The 24,360-nt window shown below is 46.7% G+C and carries 25 protein-coding genes and 7 pseudogenes; 15 read left to right on the plus strand and 17 right to left on the minus strand.

The window, feature by feature from the left end; all coding sequences use genetic code 11:
• The first annotated feature begins 8 nt into the window (after positions 1–8).
• The 4 genes from mgtR (at position 9) to M987_RS24335 (ending at position 1,848) form a co-directional block, all read left to right on the plus strand.
• Positions 9–101, plus strand: coding sequence for a protein MgtR (mgtR, locus tag M987_RS24805; protein WP_014063818.1), 93 nt, complete (start codon positions 9–11; stop codon positions 99–101).
• 11 nt (positions 102–112) lie between these two features.
• Complete coding sequence (gene mgtU / locus M987_RS25190) at positions 113–199, plus strand: magnesium transporter protection protein MgtU (RefSeq protein WP_251009858.1); 87 nt, start codon at positions 113–115, stop codon at positions 197–199.
• Positions 200–790: 591 nt separating this feature from the next.
• Positions 791–1,012 (plus strand): hypothetical protein, encoded by a 222-nt coding sequence (locus M987_RS22910; RefSeq protein ID WP_014063819.1) that lies wholly within the window; start codon positions 791–793, stop codon positions 1,010–1,012.
• Between the two features lie 692 nt (positions 1,013–1,704).
• Positions 1,705–1,848 carry an MbeB family mobilization protein gene (locus tag M987_RS24335; protein WP_014063820.1) on the plus strand — a complete coding sequence of 48 codons (144 nt, stop codon included), beginning with the start codon at positions 1,705–1,707 and terminating at the stop codon, positions 1,846–1,848.
• A gap of 122 nt (positions 1,849–1,970) precedes the next feature.
• Here M987_RS24335 and tolA read toward each other — a convergent pair whose 3' ends face one another.
• The 3 genes from tolA to M987_RS24340 form a co-directional block, all read right to left on the minus strand.
• Positions 1,971–2,390, minus strand: coding sequence for a cell envelope integrity protein TolA (gene tolA / locus M987_RS22920; RefSeq protein WP_014063821.1), 420 nt, complete (start codon positions 2,388–2,390; stop codon positions 1,971–1,973).
• A 55-nt stretch (positions 2,391–2,445) separates the two neighbouring features.
• Positions 2,446–2,865 carry an Exc2 family lipoprotein gene (locus M987_RS22925; RefSeq protein WP_014063822.1) on the minus strand — a complete coding sequence of 140 codons (420 nt, stop codon included), beginning with the start codon at positions 2,863–2,865 and terminating at the stop codon, positions 2,446–2,448.
• A gap of 338 nt (positions 2,866–3,203) precedes the next feature.
• Positions 3,204–4,442: a glycoside hydrolase family 28 protein gene (locus tag M987_RS24340; protein ID WP_128738948.1), complete on the minus strand. Its 1,239-nt coding sequence runs from the start codon at positions 4,440–4,442 to the stop codon at positions 3,204–3,206.
• 275 nt (positions 4,443–4,717) lie between these two features.
• Between M987_RS24340 and M987_RS22930 the strand changes: the two genes are divergently transcribed.
• Both M987_RS22930 and M987_RS22935 read left to right on the plus strand, forming a co-directional pair.
• On the plus strand, positions 4,718–4,906 hold the full coding sequence (locus tag M987_RS22930) for a hypothetical protein (protein ID WP_014063824.1): 189 nt from the start codon (positions 4,718–4,720) through the stop codon (positions 4,904–4,906).
• Between the two features lie 47 nt (positions 4,907–4,953).
• Positions 4,954–5,163 carry a DUF2767 family protein gene (locus M987_RS22935; RefSeq protein WP_071881312.1) on the plus strand — a complete coding sequence of 70 codons (210 nt, stop codon included), beginning with the start codon at positions 4,954–4,956 and terminating at the stop codon, positions 5,161–5,163.
• A 22-nt stretch (positions 5,164–5,185) separates the two neighbouring features.
• On the opposite strand, the pseudogene M987_RS22940 reads toward M987_RS22935, so the two are convergent.
• From M987_RS22940 to M987_RS22955, 4 genes and pseudogenes are all read right to left on the minus strand, one after another.
• Positions 5,186–5,953: pseudogene (locus M987_RS22940) on the minus strand (TraX family protein).
• 100 nt (positions 5,954–6,053) lie between these two features.
• The gene (locus M987_RS22945; RefSeq protein ID WP_014063826.1) at positions 6,054–6,290 is read right to left on the minus strand and encodes an Acb2/Tad1 domain-containing protein; all 237 of its coding nucleotides are present in this window, start codon (positions 6,288–6,290) and stop codon (positions 6,054–6,056) included.
• Positions 6,291–6,528: 238 nt separating this feature from the next.
• A complete protein-coding gene (locus tag M987_RS22950; RefSeq protein WP_014063827.1) occupies positions 6,529–6,978 on the minus strand; it encodes a hypothetical protein in 450 nt (149 codons plus the stop codon).
• Positions 6,979–7,187: 209 nt separating this feature from the next.
• A pseudogene (locus tag M987_RS22955) lies at positions 7,188–8,178 on the minus strand (IS3 family transposase).
• 345 nt (positions 8,179–8,523) lie between these two features.
• On the opposite strand from M987_RS22955, the gene M987_RS22965 reads away from it, so the two are divergent.
• Together M987_RS22965 and M987_RS22970 are read left to right on the plus strand one after the other, a co-directional pair.
• Positions 8,524–8,751 (plus strand): YgdI/YgdR family lipoprotein, encoded by a 228-nt coding sequence (locus M987_RS22965; RefSeq protein WP_014063828.1) that lies wholly within the window; start codon positions 8,524–8,526, stop codon positions 8,749–8,751.
• A 14-nt stretch (positions 8,752–8,765) separates the two neighbouring features.
• Positions 8,766–8,993 carry a YgdI/YgdR family lipoprotein gene (locus M987_RS22970; RefSeq protein WP_014063829.1) on the plus strand — a complete coding sequence of 76 codons (228 nt, stop codon included), beginning with the start codon at positions 8,766–8,768 and terminating at the stop codon, positions 8,991–8,993.
• 286 nt (positions 8,994–9,279) lie between these two features.
• On the opposite strand, the pseudogene M987_RS25130 reads toward M987_RS22970, so the two are convergent.
• Positions 9,280–9,546: pseudogene (locus M987_RS25130) on the minus strand (IS5/IS1182 family transposase); the annotation flags it as partial.
• Between the two features lie 566 nt (positions 9,547–10,112).
• On the opposite strand from M987_RS25130, the gene M987_RS22975 reads away from it, so the two are divergent.
• Positions 10,113–11,483 (plus strand): GGDEF domain-containing protein, encoded by a 1,371-nt coding sequence (locus M987_RS22975; protein ID WP_014063830.1) that lies wholly within the window; start codon positions 10,113–10,115, stop codon positions 11,481–11,483.
• Positions 11,484–11,595: 112 nt separating this feature from the next.
• On the opposite strand, the pseudogene M987_RS25350 reads toward M987_RS22975, so the two are convergent.
• From M987_RS25350 to M987_RS22995, 5 genes and pseudogenes are all read right to left on the minus strand, one after another.
• Positions 11,596–11,864, minus strand: a pseudogene (locus tag M987_RS25350) (IS5/IS1182 family transposase); the annotation flags it as partial.
• Between the two features lie 142 nt (positions 11,865–12,006).
• Positions 12,007–12,723 carry an EAL domain-containing protein gene (locus M987_RS22985; RefSeq protein ID WP_014063831.1) on the minus strand — a complete coding sequence of 239 codons (717 nt, stop codon included), beginning with the start codon at positions 12,721–12,723 and terminating at the stop codon, positions 12,007–12,009.
• A gap of 17 nt (positions 12,724–12,740) precedes the next feature.
• Positions 12,741–13,040 carry a diguanylate cyclase domain-containing protein gene (locus tag M987_RS25355; RefSeq protein ID WP_080562863.1) on the minus strand — a complete coding sequence of 100 codons (300 nt, stop codon included), beginning with the start codon at positions 13,038–13,040 and terminating at the stop codon, positions 12,741–12,743.
• Positions 13,037–13,648: a sensor domain-containing diguanylate cyclase gene (locus M987_RS25140; RefSeq protein ID WP_041162306.1), complete on the minus strand. Its 612-nt coding sequence runs from the start codon at positions 13,646–13,648 to the stop codon at positions 13,037–13,039. Before M987_RS25140 ends, M987_RS25355 begins: the two co-directional genes overlap by 4 nt.
• An 83-nt stretch (positions 13,649–13,731) precedes the next feature.
• Positions 13,732–15,291, minus strand: coding sequence for an EAL domain-containing protein (locus M987_RS22995; RefSeq protein WP_014063832.1), 1,560 nt, complete (start codon positions 15,289–15,291; stop codon positions 13,732–13,734).
• Positions 15,292–15,748: 457 nt separating this feature from the next.
• On the opposite strand from M987_RS22995, the pseudogene M987_RS23005 reads away from it, so the two are divergent.
• The 5 genes and pseudogenes from M987_RS23005 to M987_RS23025 form a co-directional block, all read left to right on the plus strand.
• Positions 15,749–16,093, plus strand: a pseudogene (locus M987_RS23005) (recombinase family protein); the annotation flags it as partial.
• A gap of 164 nt (positions 16,094–16,257) precedes the next feature.
• Positions 16,258–17,199, plus strand: a pseudogene (locus M987_RS23010) (alpha/beta hydrolase fold domain-containing protein).
• Between the two features lie 658 nt (positions 17,200–17,857).
• Positions 17,858–18,115 (plus strand): YdgH/BhsA/McbA family protein, encoded by a 258-nt coding sequence (locus M987_RS23015; RefSeq protein ID WP_014063833.1) that lies wholly within the window; start codon positions 17,858–17,860, stop codon positions 18,113–18,115.
• Positions 18,116–18,140: 25 nt separating this feature from the next.
• Positions 18,141–19,250 (plus strand): ABC transporter substrate-binding protein, encoded by a 1,110-nt coding sequence (locus M987_RS23020; RefSeq protein WP_014063834.1) that lies wholly within the window; start codon positions 18,141–18,143, stop codon positions 19,248–19,250.
• Between the two features lie 136 nt (positions 19,251–19,386).
• Entirely contained in the window at positions 19,387–19,944 is a 558-nt protein-coding gene (locus M987_RS23025) for a TetR/AcrR family transcriptional regulator (RefSeq protein ID WP_014063835.1), read from the plus strand.
• Between the two features lie 21 nt (positions 19,945–19,965).
• On the opposite strand, the gene M987_RS23030 is transcribed toward M987_RS23025, so the two are convergent.
• The 3 genes from M987_RS23030 to M987_RS23040 form a co-directional block, all read right to left on the minus strand.
• Positions 19,966–22,059, minus strand: coding sequence for a TonB-dependent receptor (locus M987_RS23030; protein ID WP_014063836.1), 2,094 nt, complete (start codon positions 22,057–22,059; stop codon positions 19,966–19,968).
• A gap of 238 nt (positions 22,060–22,297) precedes the next feature.
• The gene (locus M987_RS23035; RefSeq protein ID WP_041162307.1) at positions 22,298–22,732 is read right to left on the minus strand and encodes a DoxX family protein; all 435 of its coding nucleotides are present in this window, start codon (positions 22,730–22,732) and stop codon (positions 22,298–22,300) included.
• Positions 22,733–22,737: 5 nt separating this feature from the next.
• The gene (locus M987_RS23040) at positions 22,738–23,613 is read right to left on the minus strand and encodes an MFS transporter (protein WP_014063838.1); all 876 of its coding nucleotides are present in this window, start codon (positions 23,611–23,613) and stop codon (positions 22,738–22,740) included.
• Positions 23,614–23,893: 280 nt separating this feature from the next.
• Here M987_RS23040 and M987_RS25240 point away from each other — a divergent pair, with 280 nt between their 5' ends.
• Positions 23,894–24,019: a transposase gene (locus M987_RS25240; protein WP_041162308.1), complete on the plus strand. Its 126-nt coding sequence runs from the start codon at positions 23,894–23,896 to the stop codon at positions 24,017–24,019.
• A 77-nt stretch (positions 24,020–24,096) separates the two neighbouring features.
• Here the strand turns inward: M987_RS25240 and M987_RS23045 are convergent.
• Positions 24,097–24,298, minus strand: a pseudogene (locus M987_RS23045) (Y-family DNA polymerase); the annotation flags it as partial.
• Between the last annotated feature and the right edge of the window lie 62 nt (positions 24,299–24,360).

The raw sequence follows: 24,360 nt of genomic DNA on the forward strand, positions 1-24,360 counted from the left end.
GCGCAGAGATGAATCGTTCTCCGGACACCCTCATCGCGCTGATATTTTTCCTGATGGGTTTGCTGGTGCTGCTGTTGGCAATCTGGCAAATCCTGTTCTGAAAGGGGGCGCGATGCGCAGAGGATCGCTGGATAAAGTCTTTATTCAGGTGGCGATTATTGCGGCCATCATTATTCTGCTGACAATCTGGATTAGATAAGAGACTTTTTGTCTCGCCTGTTTGCCGGGCTGCGGCTGACGTCTTGCCCGGCAAACCGTTCACGTACAGGAAATTGAAATTCTTTCAGCTCTGGAATGTGGTGGTTGAAATTAAACTATTGCTTGATTGGTACGCCATCGAGGCTCTGAAAGATCACTAAAAAAACACAGGCCGGAAATTTCGGCGGTTCCGGCGTAAAACCCCTATATGAAAAAGACGTGCTTGAACTGCCAGGTGTGATTAACCGACTTAATTAAAGTGCAGTGCCACTTCTTCTGAAGATTGTGTGTCGTCAGGTACGGTTGCTCGATCACCCTTATCAGCAGCAGCCAGTATTTCCAGCAGCTCTCATACCACCATGATACAAAACTTCACAGATTCTCTGCCTGGTAATGTCGTAAGTTTAGCTTTATGCATTTTTATTCACCATGGACGTTTGCCAGGAGTTCGGTCTGAAAGCGTATTATTCCTTCGTTTTTATCCGCTTAAGTATTATTTTCTTTATTATAATCAGGTGCTTGTTTTACACACTAACATCCCCACCTGTATACAAGCAGTAATAATGCTGCCTTTAAAATAAGAGTAGATACCATGTCAAAGACTCATGCTTACGTAGAACACCGCCCTAAAGCGAGTAATAAAACAGCTGAAACCACTCATCATGTGGTGATCGTAAATGGTGAAGAAAAACACACAACTAACACTCAGGAAGAAGCCGCTGACTGGGCTATCGCCAAAGGTTATGCTGTGCACGTCGCCCGTGAACGTCATCTTCAGGATCGCGACCAGCCTGCTCACTGGCGGGTTTATTGATACCCGGCGGGATAACGGTCATTCAGGTCTACAGCATAATAGCTGTAGACCTATTTATGCTTACTGGTTCGCATCATTCATTACCTCCTGACATATCTTTTCGTCTCATTTCTTTACCCCATTTAGAACCGTCAGGATATTGACAAAGGCATGTGAAATCACTGAGCCGAACGAAGCAACGTCTGACATTCGTTCAAGACCTGCTGCGCTCTGAAACCTGGTACGCAGGACCAGAAAATCAGCAATAGGGGCTTGAGGGTCAACCGTGCGAAAAACCACGCTAAGCAGCTAAAAGTATGAAATATAAAGACTGATGAGACTGCATATTTGGGGTAAAAAAGCGGTTCCAAATATCGTATTTTGGTCATTTTGAGACTGGATCGTATCAGAATCGATTTCTGATACTGCTTAGCGTGGTTTTTTACATCATTGACCGTCAAACCCCTAAATCTCTCTCGTAAACCTGTTACCAATGGCTACCTCCATTGGCGATTTTTCGTGTCTGTTTCGGATTGGACTCAAGTGATAGTTACCGGAACAACGTGGTAGTTGGGCTGAACGGGGGTTCTTGCATACAGCCCAGCTTGGAGCTAACTGTCTAAACGGAACGGGACGTGGTGATTTAGGTAAGGCTTCCACCACAACACGTAGACCGCAGGGCGGAAACAGGAGAGCACAAGAGGGAGCCATCTATGAGCAGTCTTTTAACGCTGGCGAAGGACTTAGAGCAGCAATCGAAAGCGCAGCAGCAGAGTACAGGCGAGATGCAGAAAGCCGCATTCAGCGCCCACGAGCAGAGTTTGAGCGAGCAGCTGCGTCGCTTGTCCGGGAACTGAATGCCATCGAGCTCTGGCAGAGAGAGAATGAGTATCAGAAAACACTGGAGCTGGAGCGTGAAGACAGGCAGAAAATCTGCCGGGGGCCGACATTATGACTGACCTCCGGCAGGGGGGATCTTTCAGTATGAGAAATCCAGCGAGGCATTTCTGAATGACTGCCAGGTTTTTTCATCCGGGGCTGGAGGAATATTCGCTTGTTTAACGGCTATCAGTGCGGCGATACAAAGCTCCTGGTTTCCGTTCTCTGCGGTTGCACTCATGACTAAGCCATCTCGCGCGAGTAAGATCCGAAGAGTACATTCCTGTCCCTTATATGATTCAGGTCTGTATATTTTTTCCTCGATGGAGCGTTTTATTTTCGTTGCGTAGATGGCGATATTTTCGTTCAGAACTGCTTTTAAATCCCCAGGCAGGTCGTTAACGACCTGTGTTGTTTCTGATTTTCCCGGTTTTCCGGATCTTGTATGTGGTGCGGCAGTACACGCCGCCAGAAACAGCGGGATAAAGAGCACAAGCGGTAAAACATTTTTTGGCTGCATCAGGGCCTCTTTACGGGGGGGGGGAATACATAATGACGGTATGCTGGCGCAGGTATTACGGGCGACCGTTATAGCCGTCCCAGTAAGTCGTGATAGCGCCCTGTTTCAGAATCTCGCTGCGTTTTTCAGGCTGGTCAGAATCATAGTCCCGGTTAATAATCTTTGTTTTCTGCGCTCCGGGAGAAAAAGGACCATTGCCCGTACTGAGACTGTCCACCCGTTGCTGTGCCTGGGCGGAAGTAAAACCGGCTTCACGATCCTGTTTCCCTATCTCGTAGAACTGACTCAGGAACTTGGCCATCAGGCGTGTGTTATCAGCTGTTAGCGGTTTTGTGTTGGGATCAAAGTGCGCCTGTTCTATCTGGTACGCCATATGGCGGGCATTTTTTTCGACGCTGGTCTGGTTACCCGAGCAGCCGGCCACAAATAACGGAATGAAAAGGACAAGTGGTAAAACGCGTACTGATGAGTGCATCGCGGACGTTCCTTGTTGACATAAAAGAACTCATCATAATTCTGTGGTTAAACGAAAGTAAACCATCAGAAATCACGCTCCCATCATCCGTTTTCCGTCAAATCTGGACTCATGCATCTGGCTGCATAGTCATGCATGCCGGTAAAATCTGGCAGATGCGTTTCTGCCGGTTTTCAGGGTGGTTTGTTGCCGGTTTTACCCGTACCCCGTCAGAAACGCGCTGAGGCCGTCTGAGCGGTGCGCGTAATGAGACGTTATGTAAAATGTAGATTGCATTTGGCTTATCAAAAAGAGCCCCTATCCTGTTGATAGTAGTCTAGGGGCTGTAACCTACTTATTTAGCCATTGTCCCAGTGACTGTCAGGACCTTGCAGTAATGGGAGATCTCTTTCTTTTGATGTGACATGAACATTCTTTATCTCCCCAGAAACATACCGACTCTGTAAGCCGTGTGTCGCATCTATATGAATGTCTTTCAGAGTTATATTCTGCAGAGGTGCTTCGGGAAGACCACTTATTATTCCAGCCATCCCTGAGTTAGTGGCGGTCAGGTGCTGGATAGTTACATCGTGGATAAATGGTGTCAGTGATGAAATTGCTGATGTAGGTATCGATGTCAGGCTTTTGGAAGAATATCCGCCATTACCACCATAACTATCTGTGATCACTAGAGGTACGTTCACGTGGTTCATAGTTATATTATCAGCACTGATAGGTCCTATCTGATTGCCGCGATCGCGGCCAGATTTAATACGAAGCCCATTATCTGTTCCATTGAATCTTACATTTTGCATAGTTACACGGCCAATACCGTTAGCCGTCTCACTGCCAACGGATAATCCATGGCCACGATAAATATCAATATCATCAATATTTATATTGCTGCTAGGTGGGGCCTTACCTGTAGATGCTAATCCTGATTTGATCGCGATATCGTCATCACCTGTGGATAATTTAAGGTGACGTAATGAAATATTTTTTGAAGATACTACATCTATGCCATCTGTATTTGGTGAGTCAGGAGGGTTAAATATACTGCTTCGGCTAACGTCAATATTTTCGCTGTTACGTAAAACCAGATTCCACATTGGTGAGTTAATAATGTGTAACTGGCTGATATTTCCTCCCTGCACATGGTCAAATTCGATCAACCAAGGGCGTGGCATTCCGTTAGCCGGCGGTATGCCTTTCCAGTTCTTTTCGAACCAGGATACATCTCCGTGTTTGAGATGTTCCCTAGCATCGCTGGCCTTAGACCACCACGATTTTTGCCCTTGACCATCTATAGTTCCTGGACCTGTTATCGCAATATCCTGTACATGGCTGGCAATAATTAGTGCTTCTCTTGGGTGGGTTGGCTGGCTGATAAATGCTGGAACAAAGTCATCGGGATTTCCCGTTGATTTTAGTGTGCTTCCGGCAGCTAAATGTAATGTGACATGGCTTTTTAGTGTTAGTGGGCCGCTGACCCATGTTCCTGCGGGAAGTGTGACGATGCCTCCTCCATTGCTGCTGCACTGGTCTATCGCCTTTTGTACCACTGAGGTTACCGTAACATCCCCAGATTTTATTGACATTGAACAGGCCGGAATGGCAGCTATAACTGCACGTGGACAGAGTATGGCTAGAACTATTAAACCGATGTAGGACGAGTTTTGACTGTGCTTTTTAATAAAAAACATTGGGATCTCTAATGAAGAAAAATAATGCGTTTATCATTACTTAACTGGTGTCATGCTTCTAGGTGAATAACGTTTCGGAATGTGGCTGAAGGTTACTACTTATTATGAATAGACCCGGGTTTCGTAGACACTTTTTTGCCTCATAATGGAGGCCTAATGAAGGAGTGTATATGTCAGTCAAAACGTTCACCGAAGAATTCAAAATTGAAGCCGTAAAACAGGTCACTGATTACATACAAGGAAGGGGGATGGGCAAGGCAGAAACTATCAATCCGAAACGGCTGACGCCGGTCACGACGCCCTCATCGAAAACGCTAGATTTAGCATTACTGGCGTCTCCATTCCGCTTGGCGGCATAATGACCGGGAACTTTGATGTTAAACTGGCACTCAGTAGGGAGAATCGGATGGACTATTCAGACACCTTCATGCGCCAGTATGAGGAGATGTGCCAGGTGGTGGGGAGTATCGTTTTTTCGCTTGTTGAAGCAGGACACGACTCCACAAGCGAAAACATCGTCATCATGCTGTGCAATGAACTTTCCGAAATCGGGAAATGGGAGCCGGAGCAGGTCCTTTATCTCCAGATGGCGATTGATTTACTGGAACGGGGCTGATGCCCCGTAAACCGGGGTCCCGTCACCGGAGCTGCATCAGGATAAGCAGTACCAGCAGGTGACCGGCATAAGCCATGTAGAAAAAATGCCGGGGCATAAAGCGTGGACAGCCATCCGGACACAGCTGAATGCTCAGTGAGACGGCCATCAGGGGAAACACCAGTGTGGGAAGCGTGGCAAATAGCAGCGTGTCTGCCAGCAGACTCAGCAGATGCGCCCCCCCGTTCAGACTGCACAGCGACAGCCCGGACACGATAATTCCCGTAAGCTGCATGCCTGGCGTTTTTCCACCAGTGGCGACGACCATACCGGTGGCCAGGGCAACACCCGCCAGACCGTAACTGGCCGGACTCAGCGGGCAGACTAGAATGGCCAGCAGCAGAGCACCTGCCATCAGCCCTTTTTTTCCGTACCGGTACCGAAGGGCAAGCATCTGTGTGACGCCCGCGAACACGAACAGGATATTCAGAGCCCACCACGGTTGGTGATGCGCAAAGGCCAGGCTGGACACCGACTGGGTGATGACGGCCCATATCCACAGACGGTTTGCCCTCACCTAGAGCCGTTCCGGTCTGCGCTGGACGTTCATCGCCCACATAAAAGTGAACAGGGGGAAGGCCATCCGGCCAGCCGCATACAACAGCGGGTTGGGGGGCATCAGGAACAGGGTGTTGATGTGGTCGGCCAGCATGGCGATCAGTGCCAGCACTTTGACCATATCTAGGGCGGCAGAGCTGATCTGCCTTGGTGTCTGAAGGGGGTGAAGAAGACTAGGAAAAGCATGATTCATTCGGTGTGTTCTCCTGACAGCACACGTATGATGCCTGCCACACCCTTATTCTGAACACAAAGACTTAAAATATTAAAATCGTTCATCCCCATTCCAAAAATTACTCATCTGTCTTATCACTATTCTCTACAGCGCGGCAGGCTGCGTTGCAGGCGGTCTGGATATCGGTACGGGCAATCTCAAGCCAGAACTGATCAGCATCATCGCTCCCAAGTTTATCAAGTTGCCCGAGAAACTGGCGACTGATTTCTCTGAGGCGTGCAATACTGTTTTTTTGACGCGCTGTAAGGTTATGTTTCTCGTCATTATATTTTTTGTTTGGTTTTAGCCTGTCCATTTCGTCCTCCATAACACTTGGTCAATAGTGCAGAATGCCTAATGTAATTTCAGAATAAATATTACTACCAGCGAAGAGTGAATGCCTACTGTCATACTCATTCCTTAGTTGATAAAAAGCTCCTCATTAGCGAGTCTGGCTTATTTCTTTAAAGGTATATTTAGTTCTTTATCTTTTAGCGGGGAAAATATTGTGAGTGGCAACAAAAAAATGCCCTCAGGCGGTTAAATCTGGCGATTTAAAATCTTGGCGCTATGCCGTACTTCGGCGTCTTTATGTTGGCAGCCCAGACCTTAATATCGTTCTGAAGCAACAGAGTGAAATCAGACTTGAGGTGGTTAACCATCTCATTGACCCTTTCTGCATCATTTACTGCAAAGTGTTCAATCCTGTTGGCTCCGACTGATACGCAACTGTAAGTTGCAGGCACATTTTTTCCGTTCACATTAAGCTGGCCCTTCTTTTCGCCACAGTCGCCATCGGACATATAGGATACCAGCATATTGGCCGACCCCCTTCCTGGTTGAGAGATGCTTATCATGACAGGCAACCCCTCTGAGGTCTGCGTAATATCGTAGAGTACAGCATCTTTTTGATACCAGATATTGTATTCCCTTTCCTGGAATGTTGAGTATGAGGGTGCCGAGATCGCCACCAGTAAAGCAATTGCAATAAATTGAATTTTCATAGGTTGTTATCGTTATGTTTAGTTATGTTCATTATTCATATTGTGCTAAAAACAACAATAAGCAAAGATTAATCCTACTATTTTTAGCAGTGCTTAAGTTTCACTTTACTCAAAATTAAGTAATGATTTATTTCAATCCAATTAAATTTTTAAATACCGATAATTTGCATTAAGTGGACTGACCCCACGACAGTAGACAAATTCTGTCCTCACGATGAGGCCTGTTCGAAGGCCTCCGGGCTGACGCCACCGAGGTGACTGTGACGCCGGGCCCGGTTGTAGAAAACTTCAATGTAATCTAAGATATCCGTCCGGGCCAGATCCCTGGTTGTTGGCCCGGCAGAAGCGCTGCCAGTCGTAGCTGTCGTACTGACTTCCCTGATCCGAATGCACAATGACTTCGCTGTCCGGTTTTCGCCGCCAGACGGCCATCATCAGCGCGTCCAGCGCCAGTTCACGTGAGAGCGATGGCTTCATCGACCAGCCGACCACGTTACGGGCGAAGAGTTCGATAACCACCGCCAGATACAGCCAGCCCTGCAAGGTGCGGTTATAAGTAATATCCGTGACCCGGACCTGATTGGCCCGGACGAGCGATTAGGTGCAACAACGGAAGGTCTCCCGGCGATACGGCGTGGCGCTTTATAACCGCGTACCGCTTTGATGCGGTTCAGTTGCATAATACGGCCCACCCGATTTTACCGCAGGTTTCCCCGATTTCGTTCAGAAAGCCATGAACCCGCCGGTAACCATATACGCCTCCGCTCAGTGAATATAAGTCACGGATAAGCGTCAGCAGACGCTGGTTATCTTTATCACGCGCGGAGACCGCGTTATGCAGCAACGCGGGCGACATTCAGTACCCGACACATCGTCATCACACCCCATACAGTGCGGTGTTCATTGATAAAGCGGTACTTCAGTCGGGCTCCCTTGCAAAGTACTACGCGGCCTTTTTCAGGATATCCCGTTCTTCTTCGGTCCGTTTCAGCTGCGCCCGTAGTTACAGGATCTCGCTTTTGGCTTCCAGTAAATCCCGGGCATGTTGTTCGCTGTTATCAGGCTTGACAGCCCGTAGCCACTTGTAGAGGCTGTGCGCAGAAACGCCCGGTCGGATACTTCCGCAACGGAATAACCGCGTACCGTTATCTGACGGACGGCTTCTTCCTTAAATTCAGGTGTAAATCGTGGTGTGCCCATATGTTCCCCCTTGTATCTCAAACTATAGGGCAGGATCGTCTACCGGGGTGGGCTCAGTCCAAGTTTAAGCATAGGGGGGAGCATGTATTAATCAACGAGGAGCAGATCACCAGAATTATGATTCTGAATGGAACAGGATTCTGGGGTAGGGTTAAATCAATATATAGTTAGAAATGTTCATTATTTCAATTCAATTAATGTCGGACTGGGATTTATAGCCAAAGATTTTCCCATTTTTTTTTGGATTACATGCGTAAATTTTTTTTGGTATAAAAATTTGCAAAATATCCAAAATATATTAACCTAAAAAAAGTTAGCGAATTGTTAACTTTTGGAGGTTTTACTGTGAAATTCTATTCTGTACTAACGCTCATATTTTGTTCTGCCGTCCTGAATGTAGGGTGCTCTTCCAATCAAGCAATTAAAACTACCGATGGTAAAACTATTGTTACTGATGGGAAACCTGAGGTTGATAAGGAAACTGGTCTTATTTCGTATAAGGATGCTCAAACCGGAAAAACGGAGCAGATTAACAGAGATCAAGTATCAAATATGAGTGAACTGGATAACTAAAGGAAATCAGTTTTATGAAGAAAAAAATGATTGCATGCTTCTCTACTTTACTTGTTATCACTGCCATCTCAGGATGTACTCGCACCAGTTATGCGATTCATACCAACGATGGGCGTACCATTATTAGTGATGGAAAACCCAAAGAAGCTGAATCCGGATTATTAGGCTACACGGATGCTGACGGAGTTAAGCAACAAATCAACAAAACTGATGTGAAAAATGTTGTTGAACTGCCAAAGTAAAATATATGCTATATTTTGACAGGTAACACCACTGTGGGTGGTGTTACCTTCTTCGTTTTATCACATGCAGTAAGCGTTGAGGTAATATGCTGTTTTTATATGCCCCAGACCCGAAAAATCTTCAGGCGACTGCATTACTCCCCCCGTATTACCACTGCTGGTATCTCGCTTATTGACACTACCAGCAAATAGTGGACACGCGACTAAGCGAGTAAACTCTCAAGTAAGAGGCGGCTTTGTTGAATAAATAAGATTTGGGGCGCACTTTACTGTAACAGGCCACTACTCAGGCATTACGAACGCTTTCAGGCATGCCAGCCTCTGTCATCCTGTAAAACCTATGTACCTGCCCGTCATAATCACGCAGCGTCAGTTAACCTCCGAACAACTGCTTTATCCAGTACATCGAATTCCCACTATTGAGCGACGGTTGTAATCTGTCGCCCACTTACACCGCGCATTACTCCCGCTCAGATACTGATTCGCAACGGTACGGTTGCAATACATTCTCACCGGACCAGTAACCCGCACCTTTTCGGGAGGGAAGCATGCTCTGATCCGTTAACTCAGCTAAAGTTCGATTTATTCAACAAAGCCTCTCTTATGAGAAGGTCAACGATGCTGCCAGTTCATTTTATATTGCTTAAAATCTTCACATTGACAACCTGTACTGGCAACCAGATCAGTGTAAAATATTCCCATCATCCGGCATATCAGATAGAGAGAATGCCCTTTACCCCCATAACAGAGTCGTCAAGAGTCGATCACTCCCGTTCGATGGCAAAGTTTCTCAGCCAGTTTATATGATGGAGAAACACAACCAAGATTATGAATCTGACAATGACCGAGGCATAGAAGAAAGTGAGAAGTTTTAGCAAGAATCATAACCCTTGTTCAGCCAAGGAACAAAAAATGATATTCAGTAACCGTGGCTATGGTGATGACTATGCAGGAATACGCACCAAGAAGCTGTTGAGACTTACTGGAACAGTTGTAACGTCGTACCTGGGTGGTCTACACTAATGGTTCTTTTTGACGCACAAAACACCTTAATCGAAAAGGATAATTCCCAAGAAATAAAAAGATAAGCTTTTCATCACAATTAAACTGGTGCGTAAAATGAAGACTAAAAGACATAATAAATTAGAAGCGAAAGGTTTTTTTATTTCATATGTTATTTTCTATACCTCCTTGTTTTTTTTCGTTGGATATTTGTCCAGTCCGGGTGACTTTTTCTCATTATTTTGGCCAGTAAACTCTGTGATTGTATACATAATATGCAAGCACTACAGGTTTTGTATATTACTACCAATTACCGCTTTTTATATAACATTATCATTATTAGACTCCATATTTAGCAGGGGTGCAGTCTCCAACCCTTGGATTTTGAATATAAGCAATGCGTTCTTCGTAATCATTTGTTCTTTTCTCTTGCGCAAGAGAAAATTTGATAACGCGAGCGAACTTGATGTTATATACATATATGTATCAATTACTATTAGCTCATTGCTTTTTGGTCTCTCTGCGGGATTGCTGGTCGGACCGCAAGACAAATTCATTAGCACATTTAGTGGTTGGGGGGCAGAAAGTCTTTCTACAGGTATAATTATACTTCCCACAATGCTACTTTGGGAGATTAATGCGGAAAAACTGACAAGAAAAATTAAAACACCACCAGCTATTTTTATGATTTTCATGTTAACAGTTATAACTTACTTTGATGATGGAATTAATATAACATTAATACTTCCAGCATTATTGTTATGCGCTGTGATATATCCATTAAGACTCAGTCTTGTTATTACATCAATCACTGGATTATTCTTGATTTATATGGTTTCATCCGGGGTTATTAAAATGAATTCATTCGGGAATTTAAATGGGACATTTTCTGGGTTAGACTCTTATAGAATTGCAATTTCTAGTATTATAGGGGCGGCAACGCTATGTGCAGTTTCAGCAAGCAAGAATCAAAGAATAAAAAAAGAAATATCAGAACAACTTTTAATTGATGAGTTAACTGGCGTATACAACCGCAGGTACTTATTAAATAAACTAAACAATAAGATTAACCCAAAGAAAGGTAATTTTTTGTCACTGGCTGTTATAGATGTAGATAATTTCAAGGAAGTAAACGATGTTTATGGTCATTTAGCTGGTGATAAAATCATAAAGCTTCTTGCTATTTTAATTAAGAGTAATTTTGGCGGTGATATTTTTTGCAGATATGGCGGTGATGAATTCATTGTCATCCATGAGAATAATGACACCAAGTTCGTTAAAGAGCATTTTTCAAATCTTAACGTTTTATTCGATAGATGCATAAAGACCTATAATATAAATGCAAATATAGGCATAAGCATAGGGATAAGTTTTCAGGATGCTGATATTGCACTAGATGTTGATAATATTAAAACCCTGATTTCTCGTGCTGATGAAGCACTCTACAAGGCGAAGAAAAATGGGAAAAGACAAACTGTCTTAGCATAGAACATAATTATGACCTTGCTGAATAAATCGAACTTTTGCTGAATTTAAGGTTCAGTACGGCTTTATTGAATAAATAAGATTTGGGGAGCACTTTCCTGTAACAGGCCTCTACTCAGGCAATACGAATACTTTCAGGCATGCCGGCCTTTATCATCATGTACATCGCCGTTTCCGCTATTGAGCGACGACTGTCCAGGGTAACCGTACCTTTTTGGGGAGGGATAAGCGAGCTGATATTCCTACTCCGCAGTTCATCGTGACACAACTGGGTGTCATAAGTTCCGTCGGTAACTGCTGCCATGATTTTTCTGTGAGTCTGCTGGATACTGAGTCCAGTACATTGTTTAGAGACAGGTCTGTACAGATGATCTCATATGTGCGTGATCAGATTCGTTAACTCAGCAAAAGTTCGATTTATTCAACAATGCCGTCTGGCGCTGCAGGATTGGCAAACCTTCAGCGTGGACACCCCAATCACATATTTCCTGATTAACTGAAGTTGCATGTTCTTTCGTCACTAAAATTACAAATAAATCCATTTTTTTAATTTTTTGTAATTTGAAATAACCTCCGATTTAGGCATTGGCTTAGAGAACAAAAAACCCTGAAAATTAGAAACACCAAGACTTTTTAAATCATAAAAAACATCAATACTCTCGACACCTTCAGCAATTGAGTTGCAGTTAGAAATAGAACAGTAGTAAATTAATGTCATTAGCAAGGCCTCTATTCTTTTATTATCCTTATAATTAGCAATCACACTTAAATCAATTTTTATAGATTCAAAATCAAAATTAATGAAAGGGAAAACAGAACTTTCCCCAGAAAGAAAGTCATCTAACTTAAACATATAGCCAAGTGAATTTATTTTCTTTGCATTGTAAATCATATCAACATCGCTTGAGAATCTTACAGTTTCAAGTATTTCAAACTGTATATAACGCCTATGGGAAACATCTATCTTATCAAGAAACTCAATCACTTCTTTGGATTTAAAAAAGTCAGAGGTCACGTTAATGCTAAAATAAACATCTTTTATTTCTTGCCGTAATGACAAGACCTCATTTATTTGATTTAGTGCTAGAGTGACAAATCCATAACCACTTGCTATTTCATCAAGACACTCAGCAGCACCAACAATCTCACCTTTAAAAAAACCTCTTAATAACACCTCAAAACCCACGCATTTAAAATCAATATCGACTATAGGTTGATAATAATTAAATACATTTATTCTCATAAATCACCATTACATTATTAATTATCACAATCTACATCTTCAAACAATCGAAAACCATTCTTACCATTTATTTTCTGTTGATACAATGCAATATCAGCCCTCCTCATAAGATCATCTTCAGTAAATCCATCATTAGGGTATAGAGCCCCACCAATAGTCAGGGAAGATCGTCCAAAAACGCCACTGAAATTTATATCACATCTAACACTACGCAGGAGAAGATTCGCGCACTCAGATAGTTCCCTCTCCCCTCCGTCAAGGACAATAGCAAATTCGTCACCACCAAATCGAGAAACAAAAGAACTGATAGGACTTATTTTTTTAAGTCAGATGCAATCTGCATTAGTAACTCATCACCTGCAGAATGGCCTAAGGAATCATTTATTTTTTTAAAATCATCAATATCAATAAAAAGAACACCGGCTTTTTTATTAAATTTATTTGCTTTGAAAATAACTTCTCTAAGATGTTTTATTAATGCACGTCTATTTGGCAACCCTGTTAGCGGGTCTGTTTCACTTATAATTTTAAGCTTTTCTTCTGCTAACACCTGGGATGTTATATTTCTAGAAACACAAAAAACTTTAGTTGTTTTTCCACTGGAATCCAAAACAGGCGTAAGCATGTTATCCCAGTGAGTTTTACGGCTATCAGGCAAAATACTCATACCTCTGAATCCTGAACATTCACCACTCAGCGCTTTTTTTAAAGCATCTCTCCCCTTCCTGTGAAATGCTTCTGGAAGCAGTGCTATCCACTCCATGCCGAATTCTGTTTCGTTAATATTTACGCCAAGAGTCTCGCATCCAGAACGATTCATAAAAATCAGGCAGCCAGCTGTGTCTATGACTTTGATGCAGTCCACACTCAGGTTCAACATATCCGTTAATAGAGCAATTTTTTCATCTTTACATACGGGTTTCACTAGCTTTCCCTCTGTATTAATTTTCTACCCTAACAATAGGTAATCTAACCATAGTTTGTATAGCCTATGTGAAAAAAAATAAACTAAGGCTGAGTACCGACAACGTAACCTCCCTTCAGGTTAGTGCTTCTTTCTCTGTACCAATGATAGAAATCAGATGCAGGCATGGGCCGGCCATAATAGTACCCCTGCACGTACGGAACCTGATTTTTAATCAGCCAGTCAACCTGATGAGCTGCAGTCACGCCCTCCGCTATTGTGGTAAGTCCCAGTCTCTTGCTGAGGCCAACAATGGAGTCCAGTACTGGCGTATCCGTTGCGGCCGAAGTCAGGCTGTCGATGAATATTTTGTCAATCTTCAGGTAGTCCACAGGGAGGTTCTGAAGCAGGCTCAGCGAGCTGTAGCCCGTACCGAAATCATCCAAGGCCACCCGGCAACCTTTCTGACGGAGCTCATGAAGTTTCGCTGACGCCGTCTCTTTGTCCTCAACCAGACTGCGCTCGGTAATTTCCAGCACCAGTTGAATAGCGGAGTCGAGGGATACCTCCAGTCTCAGGATGTCAGCAGTAAATGACTGGTCCCTAAGGTGAGGAGGTCCGATATTCACACCAAGATGGAAGGGGGCTATTACCTTCCAGGCCCTGACATCCTCCTCTATCATATTGAACAGATGTTTCGTCAGGCTGACAATTAGCCCTTCCTCTTCAGCTGCACGGATAAAGACCGCGGGTGATATGCTTCTGCCATCGGGACGCTGCCAGCGCATCAGAGCTTCTGTGCCGGAGCAGGCACCTGTCGATGTGTGACAGACCGGCTGGTAATACACCCTGAATTCACCGTCTGCCATCCCTTTCCTGATTTCATCGGCTAGAGATAATTTTCTTGATTCCCAGTGACGCCACATGTGTAGAATGACCAGGGTCAGTAACAAAGACAGGGGGCCCAGGAAGAGCAAATTACGTAGGATGTAATGGAGAAGCGAACGCGGCGGTGTAAAAACCTGAAGTTGTGCCTGACTCGCAGAAGATCTGTACTCCGCTTTGAACATTTTGGCGTCAGGGGCGATTTTCTTCGGGCCTGAAATAATAGGCCCATCGTTAAACCGAAGGTACTGAACCGAATGATTATCATCATCGAGGGAATCCAGCAGATCCGTGAAGTACCGTGCGTCCACCACGCTGAATGCCGTCGTCCGTTTGCCGGCGCCGTATGCGTAGATAACCGCCGCCTGTCCAGGCAGGCTACTGGTACCCTCTGTTGCGATGATTTTCAGCCTGCCAGTAGGGGCTGAAACAGCAACACCGTAAACCGCCGCGGCATTTAACTGTCTGGTACCGCTCATGGACGAACAGCTTAACATACCATCCCGGATCAGTCCCGTGCTGCGGATATAGGGCGTCAGGGCCCCGTTCTCCGTCATTTGCTGCAGGATACTTTCACAGGGCTGGGTCGAAAGCCTTGCGGAAACCAAACTCGCCTGGTGAGCAATGGATGTAACGTGATCGATCTGGCTCATCAGAATGTCCGCCGTCACGTCCATGTCCCTGTTCAACTGGCGATAGGCCATACCTGACGACAGCAGTGTAACCAGGATTCCGGGAGCAAGAATACCGGTGGCTAATGCCCATTTTCTTAATTTCATTATTCGCTCTGTAAGGTATTTCCATGAATACTCTATCACTTTTTTTTTGAGGGCATTCATTAACCTCTTTTTGTTTAAGGGTTATTTAAACAGGTCTCGGCAACGGGAGGTTCTCTGTAATGAATATATCCGCAGGATTTCATACGGTAATAATTTTGCTCTGACAGCCTCAGTGAGACCGTTATCGCCGCAGAAATCTGGCTGCTCCTAACTTCCTCAGGTCATTTTTCAGGTTCATCACAGCCGAACAAGATCCCAATAAGCAGGTAAAAGAGGGAAAAGCCAAAAAACCGCGAGCCTAATCTGGTATTTCCTCGCACCGGAAAAATATGATTGCCAGAAGAACTCAACCTTATCCATTCCATTATTGATGACATCCAGGATAAAAGTATAGACGATCACACTCTGTGCCGGTAAAAGCCGCAAGGGTACCCCCTCTATCCCATAGCCATAAACTAGCTATTACCGGGAGAATATCAGCGGGACAAAACTTGACTGCCCGGGACTGGGACGCTTGCTGATGGACAGTACCCGTAATGATATTTTGCTGGTCGAGCAGATAGACCGACTTACCCGCCTGAGCAACACCGACTGGATGACGCTGAAAACGCAGTTCGAACAACATGAACTGCGGATTGTTAGCTTTGATGTCCCCACATCATGGCAGGCACTGTCAGATAAGGCCCCTTCGCAGGCCGATCATGATCGGCATCAAAAAATTCTGTACTACCGGCAGGTAAAAAGTGAAACCGCAGAGGCAACGGGATACCGTTTGTCTCAGGTATGTTGTATTCAAGCGTAGTATCAACGGCAGTAAAGAACCAAAGGCAGGTTTTTTTATTGCACTGATTGCTGATAATTAAGGAATACTTTTCAGCATAAGTAACAGAAAATACAATAGATTTTAAAACAGAAAAGGATACAAAGCATGAAATGCCCGGATATCTGTCTGACAGGTGATTTTTAATGATTTCAGCAGCAACCGGAGCGATAGCTTCCGATAAACATAACCTCCCGGGATACGTTCAGGGCGCAGATGTCATTCAGGTCAATACCACCCGATAACATCGGTGATGTGGTCTATGAGCAGGTAAAAAGCAAACGATCGGTCAGGCAATTACATATGTCTGTTCTTGTTCCCCGGAATGATAAGTTGAAGCCTGCCATCATCTACTTTCCCGGCGGAGGTTCACCACGGCTGAACACGACAAGTTCATTGAGATGCGCATGGCTCTGGCCAGCGCTGGCTATGTCGTTGCAGCAGCAGAATACCTGACAATTCCCGACACCTTTCCGGCACCGGTTGTGGATGCCAAAGCTGCGGTAAGATACCTTCGTCAGCATGCTGCTGACTATGGTATTGACCCCGGACGTATCGGAGTACTGGGCGATTCTGCCGGAGTATGGCTGGCCCAGATGCTTGGGACAACCAATGGTGATAAGTCTTTTGATAAAGGTGATTTTCTCAGTCAGCCCTCTGATGTTCAGGCCGTCGCCACGCTTTATGGAATTTCTGACCTGCACAACATAGGTGAGGGATTCCCGGAGGATATACAGAAAGTTCATCAGTCCCCGGCTGTAACTGAAGCTCTGCTGGTTAATGGTGCGGCCTTCAGAGATTTTGCTGGCGCCTCCATCACATCCACACCGCAGAAAATCCTAAGCGCGAGCCCCGTCGGACATCTTGGCGGACGCAAGCCTCCCTTCCTGATTATGCATGGTAGTAAGGATACTCTGGTATCACCTGAGCAGAGTGCTCAGCTTTATAACGCTCTCAGGAAATCGGGGGATTGCGCAGACTATGTGCTTGTTGACGGGGCTGAACATGGCGATTATCACTGGTACCAGCCAGTGGTCATCAACAGAGTTGTTGACTGGTTCCGCCGGACGCTGGGCACTCCAAGGTAAATGGCAGCCAGACCAGGTCCTGTATCCTCAGACGACCATTGAGTTACTGGAGCAGGGTGGCTTCATCCCGGGGCAACGATAACCCCCCCCCCGGGGCTGTGCACCTCTCAACAGACATGCATCAGAATGGGCAGTATCAGCAGGCGCCCGGCATAAGCGATATAGAAGAAGTGGTGGGGCATAAAACGCGCGGTGCCTAATGGGCAGAGCTTGGCGCTGTGATATGGCCATCAGGGGGAAAAACAGCGTGTCAGCCGGCAGACTCAGCAGATACGACACCCCGTTCAGTTCGCGCACCGTTCGCTCGAGAACAACTGAAAATTTTGGCGGATTCCCACTTACAACCCGATTTGCAACCGCTCAGGTAGCGCAATATCCGATTTAATTTTCAATGGTCAGTTATTTTGCCCTTAAACATTGTACATAAGTACACTTTTCAATATTTTATTCATTTATAATTGTTAATTATAAAACTAAATTCCAATAACTATTCATAATTTATATTTATTTGTTAATTTTTTACTTTTTTATTGGTCATTTTTTTTGATTTAGTTGTTCAGTGATATGCAATTTTCATCTCGCTGAATGGGGCGTAGCATTCGACGCATCGACGAAACACCGCGATATCATCTATTCATCACAAGAGAGAAAAGCGATCATGCGTATCACTGCCCTGCATGCCATTTGTGCCTCTGCATTGCTGCTACTTTCCCATGCCTCTTTTGGCGCCAGCGAAGTACAAAACGCCAACGGCCACCACATTGTGGGCCAGATTTCCTTATTCGGTGCCAGCACCGTTGACGACGCAGTTCGCGCACTGGCATACAAAGCCGATGCTGCGGGCGCACCGTACTTTAAAACCGTCGCTGTCGGCGGAAAAAACAAACTGTTTGCCAGCGCTGAATTACTGAAATAACCACCCAACCGAGAAGGGAAATACGATGTTAATTGCCAAAAATCAGGTCCGCGTTGCGGTACTGGTACTGTCTGCCTCTGTCTCCACCTCATGGGCGGCGGTTTCACCAGAAACGCAAACTCTTGACCAGCTCTACCAAAGTGCGCTGAAAGAGGGGGGAGAAGTGGTGGTTTATGCCGGTGGTGATACCCCCGGTCAGCAGGACGGTATTAAACAGGCGTTCGAAAAGCAGTTTCCTGGTGTCAAACTGAATGTCATCGTCGACTACAGCAAGTTCCACGATGCGCGTATTGATAACCAGCTGGCGACGCACTCCCTGGTGCCGGATGTGGTTCAGCTGCAAACCTTGCAGGATTACCCGCGCTGGAAAAAAGAGGGTGTGCTGCTGGATTACAAACCGGCGGGCTGGGACAAAATCTGGCCAGCATTCCGTGATAACGATGGCGCGTGGACTGGGGTGTTTGTCGATGCCTTCTCGAACGTAGTCAACACGCGCGGATTGACGCCGGAGCAATGGCCGCGTGAAGCGCAGGATTACCTGAAGCCGGCGCTGAAAGACAAAATCGTCCTGACCTGGCCGAACGACGATGATGCGGTACTGTTCTGGTTTAAACAGACGGTGGATAAATATGGCTGGGAATATGTCGCGAAGCTGAAAGCACAGAACCCGATAATGGTGCGCGGCACGCAGGCACCTGCCGATGATGTCGAAAGTGGCAAAGCGCTGGCGACCTTCTCTACCGACGGCAGCCTGGCGGTTGATGACAAAGCAAACTCGCGCTTTGTGCTACCGCAGCACGATCCGTTCGTCTCCTGGGCGCAGCGCGCAGCTATCTTCAAAACGGCTAAACACCCGGTAGCGGCGAAGCTGTATCTTAACTGGTTGCTGGATAAAAACACCCAATCCAGCGTCTGGTATATGTGGTCGGTGCGTACCGATGTCGCGCCAGTGAAGGGCTACAAACATATCTGGGAATATAAGAATACCGATCCGCAGGCGTTCGCCAAATTTATGAGCGATCGGGCGGCGGTAGAACGCTTCCGCTCGCAAATTACGCTCTATTTTGGCGAAGTAACGGGTGAACCGTCTCCTGGCTGGCCAGGTCTGCATCCGACGCAGGCGCTGGCACACTAACATCGTGCCGTATTACCAACAGGCAGTGGCTTTTATCGCTATTGCCTGTTTTTTATTTCCACACTATGCTCCGACGCAGCGCGGCAGAATACAGTATCATCAGGCGGCGTGGAGGTTGTTATTTCAGGAAATGGTTATGTCGCAGTCAAAAAGTGAAGTTACAAAAGAGAAAATTATCCGTGCTGCAACGCAAGTGATCCGCCGCGATGGATTGCAGGCTTGTACGCATCGTGCCGTTGCCGAAGAAGCGGGCGTGTCGCTCGGCACAACCACTTACCAGTTTCGCACGCTGGATGATCTGCTGACGGCGGTGATGCAGTTGGCGATTGATGAATTTAGCGACAGCACTCGCCGCTGGCTGCAGCTCAATGCCTCGGGCGCGACGGAAGATATCCTCACCCGCTTTGTGATGTGGACGCTGAGCGAGCGCTCGCGGCTTAGCACGGAATATGAACTGTTTGTCGCGGCAGTATCCCGCCCGTTGCTGCGGCCCTGCGCGATGAACTGGCTGCACGAGCATGAAACGCTACTGATTGAGTTTTTACACTTGCCGCCGGAAAAAGCCCGCGCAGCCGTTTCGTTTATCGACGCTTGGTTGATGCGCGGCATTCTCGATGAGCCGGAAACGGTGCTGCTAGAAGAACTGATCCGCACCGTATTCCGCGCTATTGTTACCGCCCCGCAAGCGAGATAAACCGCTTGCGGGTTGCTATCATCAGAAAGTGTAGTTGAGCGACAACCAATAGTTGCGACCAGGTGTGACATAGCCGGTGGTTGAGGCCTGCGTCTGGAAATAATCCCCGGCATACATGCTGTTGCGGCCCGACTGATAGAGCTGCACGGCCGAGAAGTCTTTATCTAACAGGTTGTTGATGGTGCCGTTGACCGTCAGCTGCGGCGTAATGCGGTACGACGCGCCCATGTTCACCACCGTCCATGCTTTCAAGTAAGCGCCGCGATCGTCGTACACCTCTTTTTCAACTGCACTGAGGTTATTGACATTGCTGGTATAACGCGGCGTTTTGCCGTGATATTCCGCCGCTACCCAGGAGGTTAACGCCGCACTCATCTGCCATGACAACCTGGCGTTAGCCATATGACGTGCAGTATTAGTCAGCGGTGCGCCCGGATTATCGCCGCCGCGCTGTTTGCTGTCGGTCCAGGTGTAATTCAGGTTCATAGTCAGTTCCGGGATCACTACCGGGAACGAGGTGGCGAACTCAATACCCTGGTTAATCGCTTTGCCAACATTACGGTAGGAATAAGTGGAATCGTCGAGGGTTTCGCTTTCAATGGCATTGCGGAAATTGCTGATAAAGCCGGTAATATTGGCTTTCACCTTGCTGGCATTCTCGTAATAGAGGCCGGTTTCGTAGTTAACGCTGGTTTCCGGTTTCAGGTCCGGGTTGCCAATGGTGGTGACCAGGCCATTACCGGCCACGCCGCTGACGCCGTTGTGCAACTGGCTCAGCGACGGTGTTTTATACCCGGTGCTGACGCCGCCTTTCACCGTCCAGTCGTCGAACATATTCCACACCAGATAGGCGCGTGGGCTGACGTGGCTGCCAAAACTGTCGTGTTTCTCATAACGCGCGCCCCATGTCAGCGAGAGCGGGTCGAGGATCTGCCAGTCATCTTCGGTAAACAGTGCCCACGATTGCTGGCGGAATGTCTCGCCGCTGTTCGCCAGCACGATACCATCTTTCAAACGCGCATCCCAGTATTCCCCACCGACGGTTAACAGATGATCGGTGCCAATCGGCGCCACCAGGCTGGTGTTGAACAGCGTATTGTTATTTTTTAGCTGGCGATCCTGGCCGATCAGGTTGCTGTTGGCGCTCGACAGTGTCCGTGCCGTCAGCAGGCGGCCTTTGTTTTCCGTTACCGCATACGAGAGGCTGGAACTCCAGCGACCAATGCCGAGATCGCTGTCATGCCCAATCACAACTTTGTTGCGCTGGTAGCGCAGTTGTTTACGGTAGCCGCCGCCACTGGTGCCAACCGGGCCAAGCTGACTATCTCGGTTATCGTACTGCTGCTGTGAGGTTTCACCGTCAATCCACAAGGTATTTTTGTCGCTGGTGTGGTAGTCCAGTCTGCCGCCGACAGTGTAGTTGTCACTTTTGGTCGGGTAGGGGACGCGCGTGTTGGCACCGCTATCACTCAGGCTGGTGACGCTCGATCCCTGGCGATGCTCAAAGTTACCGCGCATCGCCAGATCCAGTTTGTCCTGGATCAACGTACCGCTGGTGTACATGCCCACGGTTGAACTGTCACCCCATTTGCTGTGCTCTTGTAGCGCGTGCGAGAGATTGATGCCACCGTGCCAGTTGTCGGTATTTTTCTTGGTGATAATGTTGATCACACCACCCATGGCATCAGAGCCGTACAGCGTTGACATCGGGCCGCGGATCACCTCAATGTGATCGATGGCTGACAGCGGCGGCATCATGGCGGTATTAAGGGTATCAAAACCATTCGGCGTGGTATCCGCGCTGGCATTCTGCCGCACACCATCAATTAGGATCAGCGTGTAACTACTTGGCATGCCGCGAATCGAAATATCCAGTCCGCCGGTTTTACCTGTTCCGCCGCGGACATCTACACCTTCCACGCCGCTTAAAGCTTCCCCGAGATCGCTGTAGCTCTTTGTGGCCAGCTCCTGCTGGTTAATCACCGAAATCGACGCTGGCGCGTTGGTTATTTTTTGCTCATAACCACTGGCGGTGACCACGATGGTATCATCCTGAGCGAATGCAGGCAGTACCACAGCAATAAGAATCGCGGTGGCGAGATTATTTTTTTTCATATCAAATCCGTTGAGTAAATAAGAAAAACGCGTAACTACGATAATCAACGGAAGTTAAACGAATTGTTAACGATAATGAGAATGATTTGCGTCAATGATATTTAATTGGTTATTTTTTTTGCATTGTTTTTTTTGGGAATAAAGTAGAGCGCAGGGAGTATACCCTGAGAAATAATGTGGAAAACTGCATGTCACCGACGGCATAAAATATGCCGCTGGTGATATTAACTGCCGCCGATTAGCGCCAGTCAGAGTTCGCCATCACGGAATATTTTCCGCAACCGAGGAACAACAGCACCACCGACATCATGACGTAAAACATCAGATCTTCAATAGCCCAAGCACCAACTTCGTTTATATGGAACGTATTACCGATATCAGCCAGTAGCCAGGCAACGATCATCGTACCAATGACGGTGATGGCTGACAGGCGGCAACAAATACCGAGAATAATCAGAATGGGAGCTACCACTTCACCAAGATAAATACCGTAACCAATAAATGACGGAACGCCATGCTCGCTAAGCATGTCCAAGATGAAGCCGATCCCGGAATGGATTTTATGCCAGCCGTGAAAAATTAATAAACCGCCAAGCGTAAGCCGTAATATAAGTGCGGCAGCATCAGTATTATAAAGCCACTTATTTAAATTCACATGTAAATCCTTCAACATTTCAATTACCCCATAATGTTTATTGTTTTATTTATTCGTTTCAGGCTTAAAAATAGCGCAATGACGCTACAAAACAGCATGGTCAATGGCAGGCCTTCCAGCCCGAAAGAAAATTTACTGTAGATAAAAAAATTAATCGACGACAACAGGTACTGCAACGCGCCCATAATCGATGACGTGATGCCCGCCTGCGGCTTTGTCAGTTGCATCGTCAACGCGGTCAGGTCGCCGAATACCCGGCCCAGCGCGCCCATAGCAGGGACAATCAGCAAGGCAAAGGGTATGAGCGATGCGACGCCATTGAGTGTTGCGAGTAGCAATACTCCAGCGGCGATACAGTGACTGGCTACCCCTGCCAATGTCAGCGAAAAGACGCCGGTAAAAATAAAGGAGGAGGCGCTGATATAGGTTAATTGCGAGCCGAGTATCAAACCGCCCGTCAGCGTGATAACCATAAAATCCCGCTGCAGCAGTAAGCGACCGTACGCACGTAGTACGGATTTACCATCCAGCTTAGCGCGACGCTCTGGCGGCAGGGTATCGGGCAGCCCGAACAGGCACCAGAGAAGAGCGATAAAGCCAAACACCGCCAGCGGCCAAAAGAGGGCATGCCAGCCCGCCACTTGCAGCACTATGCCACCGCTCCATGGTGCCAGAATTGGCGCAACAAGGGCGGCCGCCGCGCCCAGTGCCTGAATAAACCGTGCGATAGTCAGTATCCCCTGCGAGCCTGAAAGCGCTACCATCGCAGAACCGATGATAAACAGCAGCATGCCTATGCGTCGGCCATAGCTGGCGGGTAGCGGGCTATACAAAGCCTGACCAATCACCAGCCCGATCAGAAATACGGCCAGTGTTTGTTGGATCTGTCCGGCATCCATTGCAGTTAGCAGTGCAAGAAGGAGCAGCAAGCCATTAGAAATCCCATGTTTTCGACAAAAAACATTGTGCCTCACATGATTAGAAACCAACTTATTGTGTGATATCGAAAATCAGTATACTTTTATTGTACATTTGTACAATAAAATTGTTGTGGATAGAATTTTAAATGGCACTGTTGCAATGACCCTTACCAGAAATCCTGCACCATTCAGAAACAGAATGACGGTATGATCTACACTCCCTGAACGGAGGTAGTGTCGATGAAAAAAATCACTATTCATCAAAGAGCAGATTGTTTTTTCCCTGAAGAAGGCTGAACTGGGGATGTTCGTGCCGGAGTTCTGCTGTAAGCTGGACATTTCTAATGCCACATTCTATACGTGGCGAAAGAATGACTATGAATAGGGTGCGCTGAATTAACAGCATATGCTGTTAGAGGTTTTAACGTTATGCTCAACCACAAAAAGTTGATCACTGTACAATGCAAGGTTTTTTGTAGGGCCAGCCCCCACGCCGATGGTCAGGCGGGTACAGCAACTGCCGGCCAAAATCTTCCAGGTCCATGCAGTGCTCCACGCCAGTCAGACCGAGGAACATCTCGTCAATCGAATAATGTTCCACCCTCGGCGCCAGCCCCTCAAAGCAGTTCATTACGCGTGCCGACATCGAGGCGTTTATTTGGAATAGAAAATCTACAGAAATTATTAATGCTTTGAATGGCAGCGATGATTGATCTTACCCAGCAA

Origin of the sequence: Enterobacter soli ATCC BAA-2102, assembly GCF_001654845.1 — a bacterium.
Lineage (GTDB): Bacteria > Pseudomonadota > Gammaproteobacteria > Enterobacterales > Enterobacteriaceae > Enterobacter > Enterobacter soli.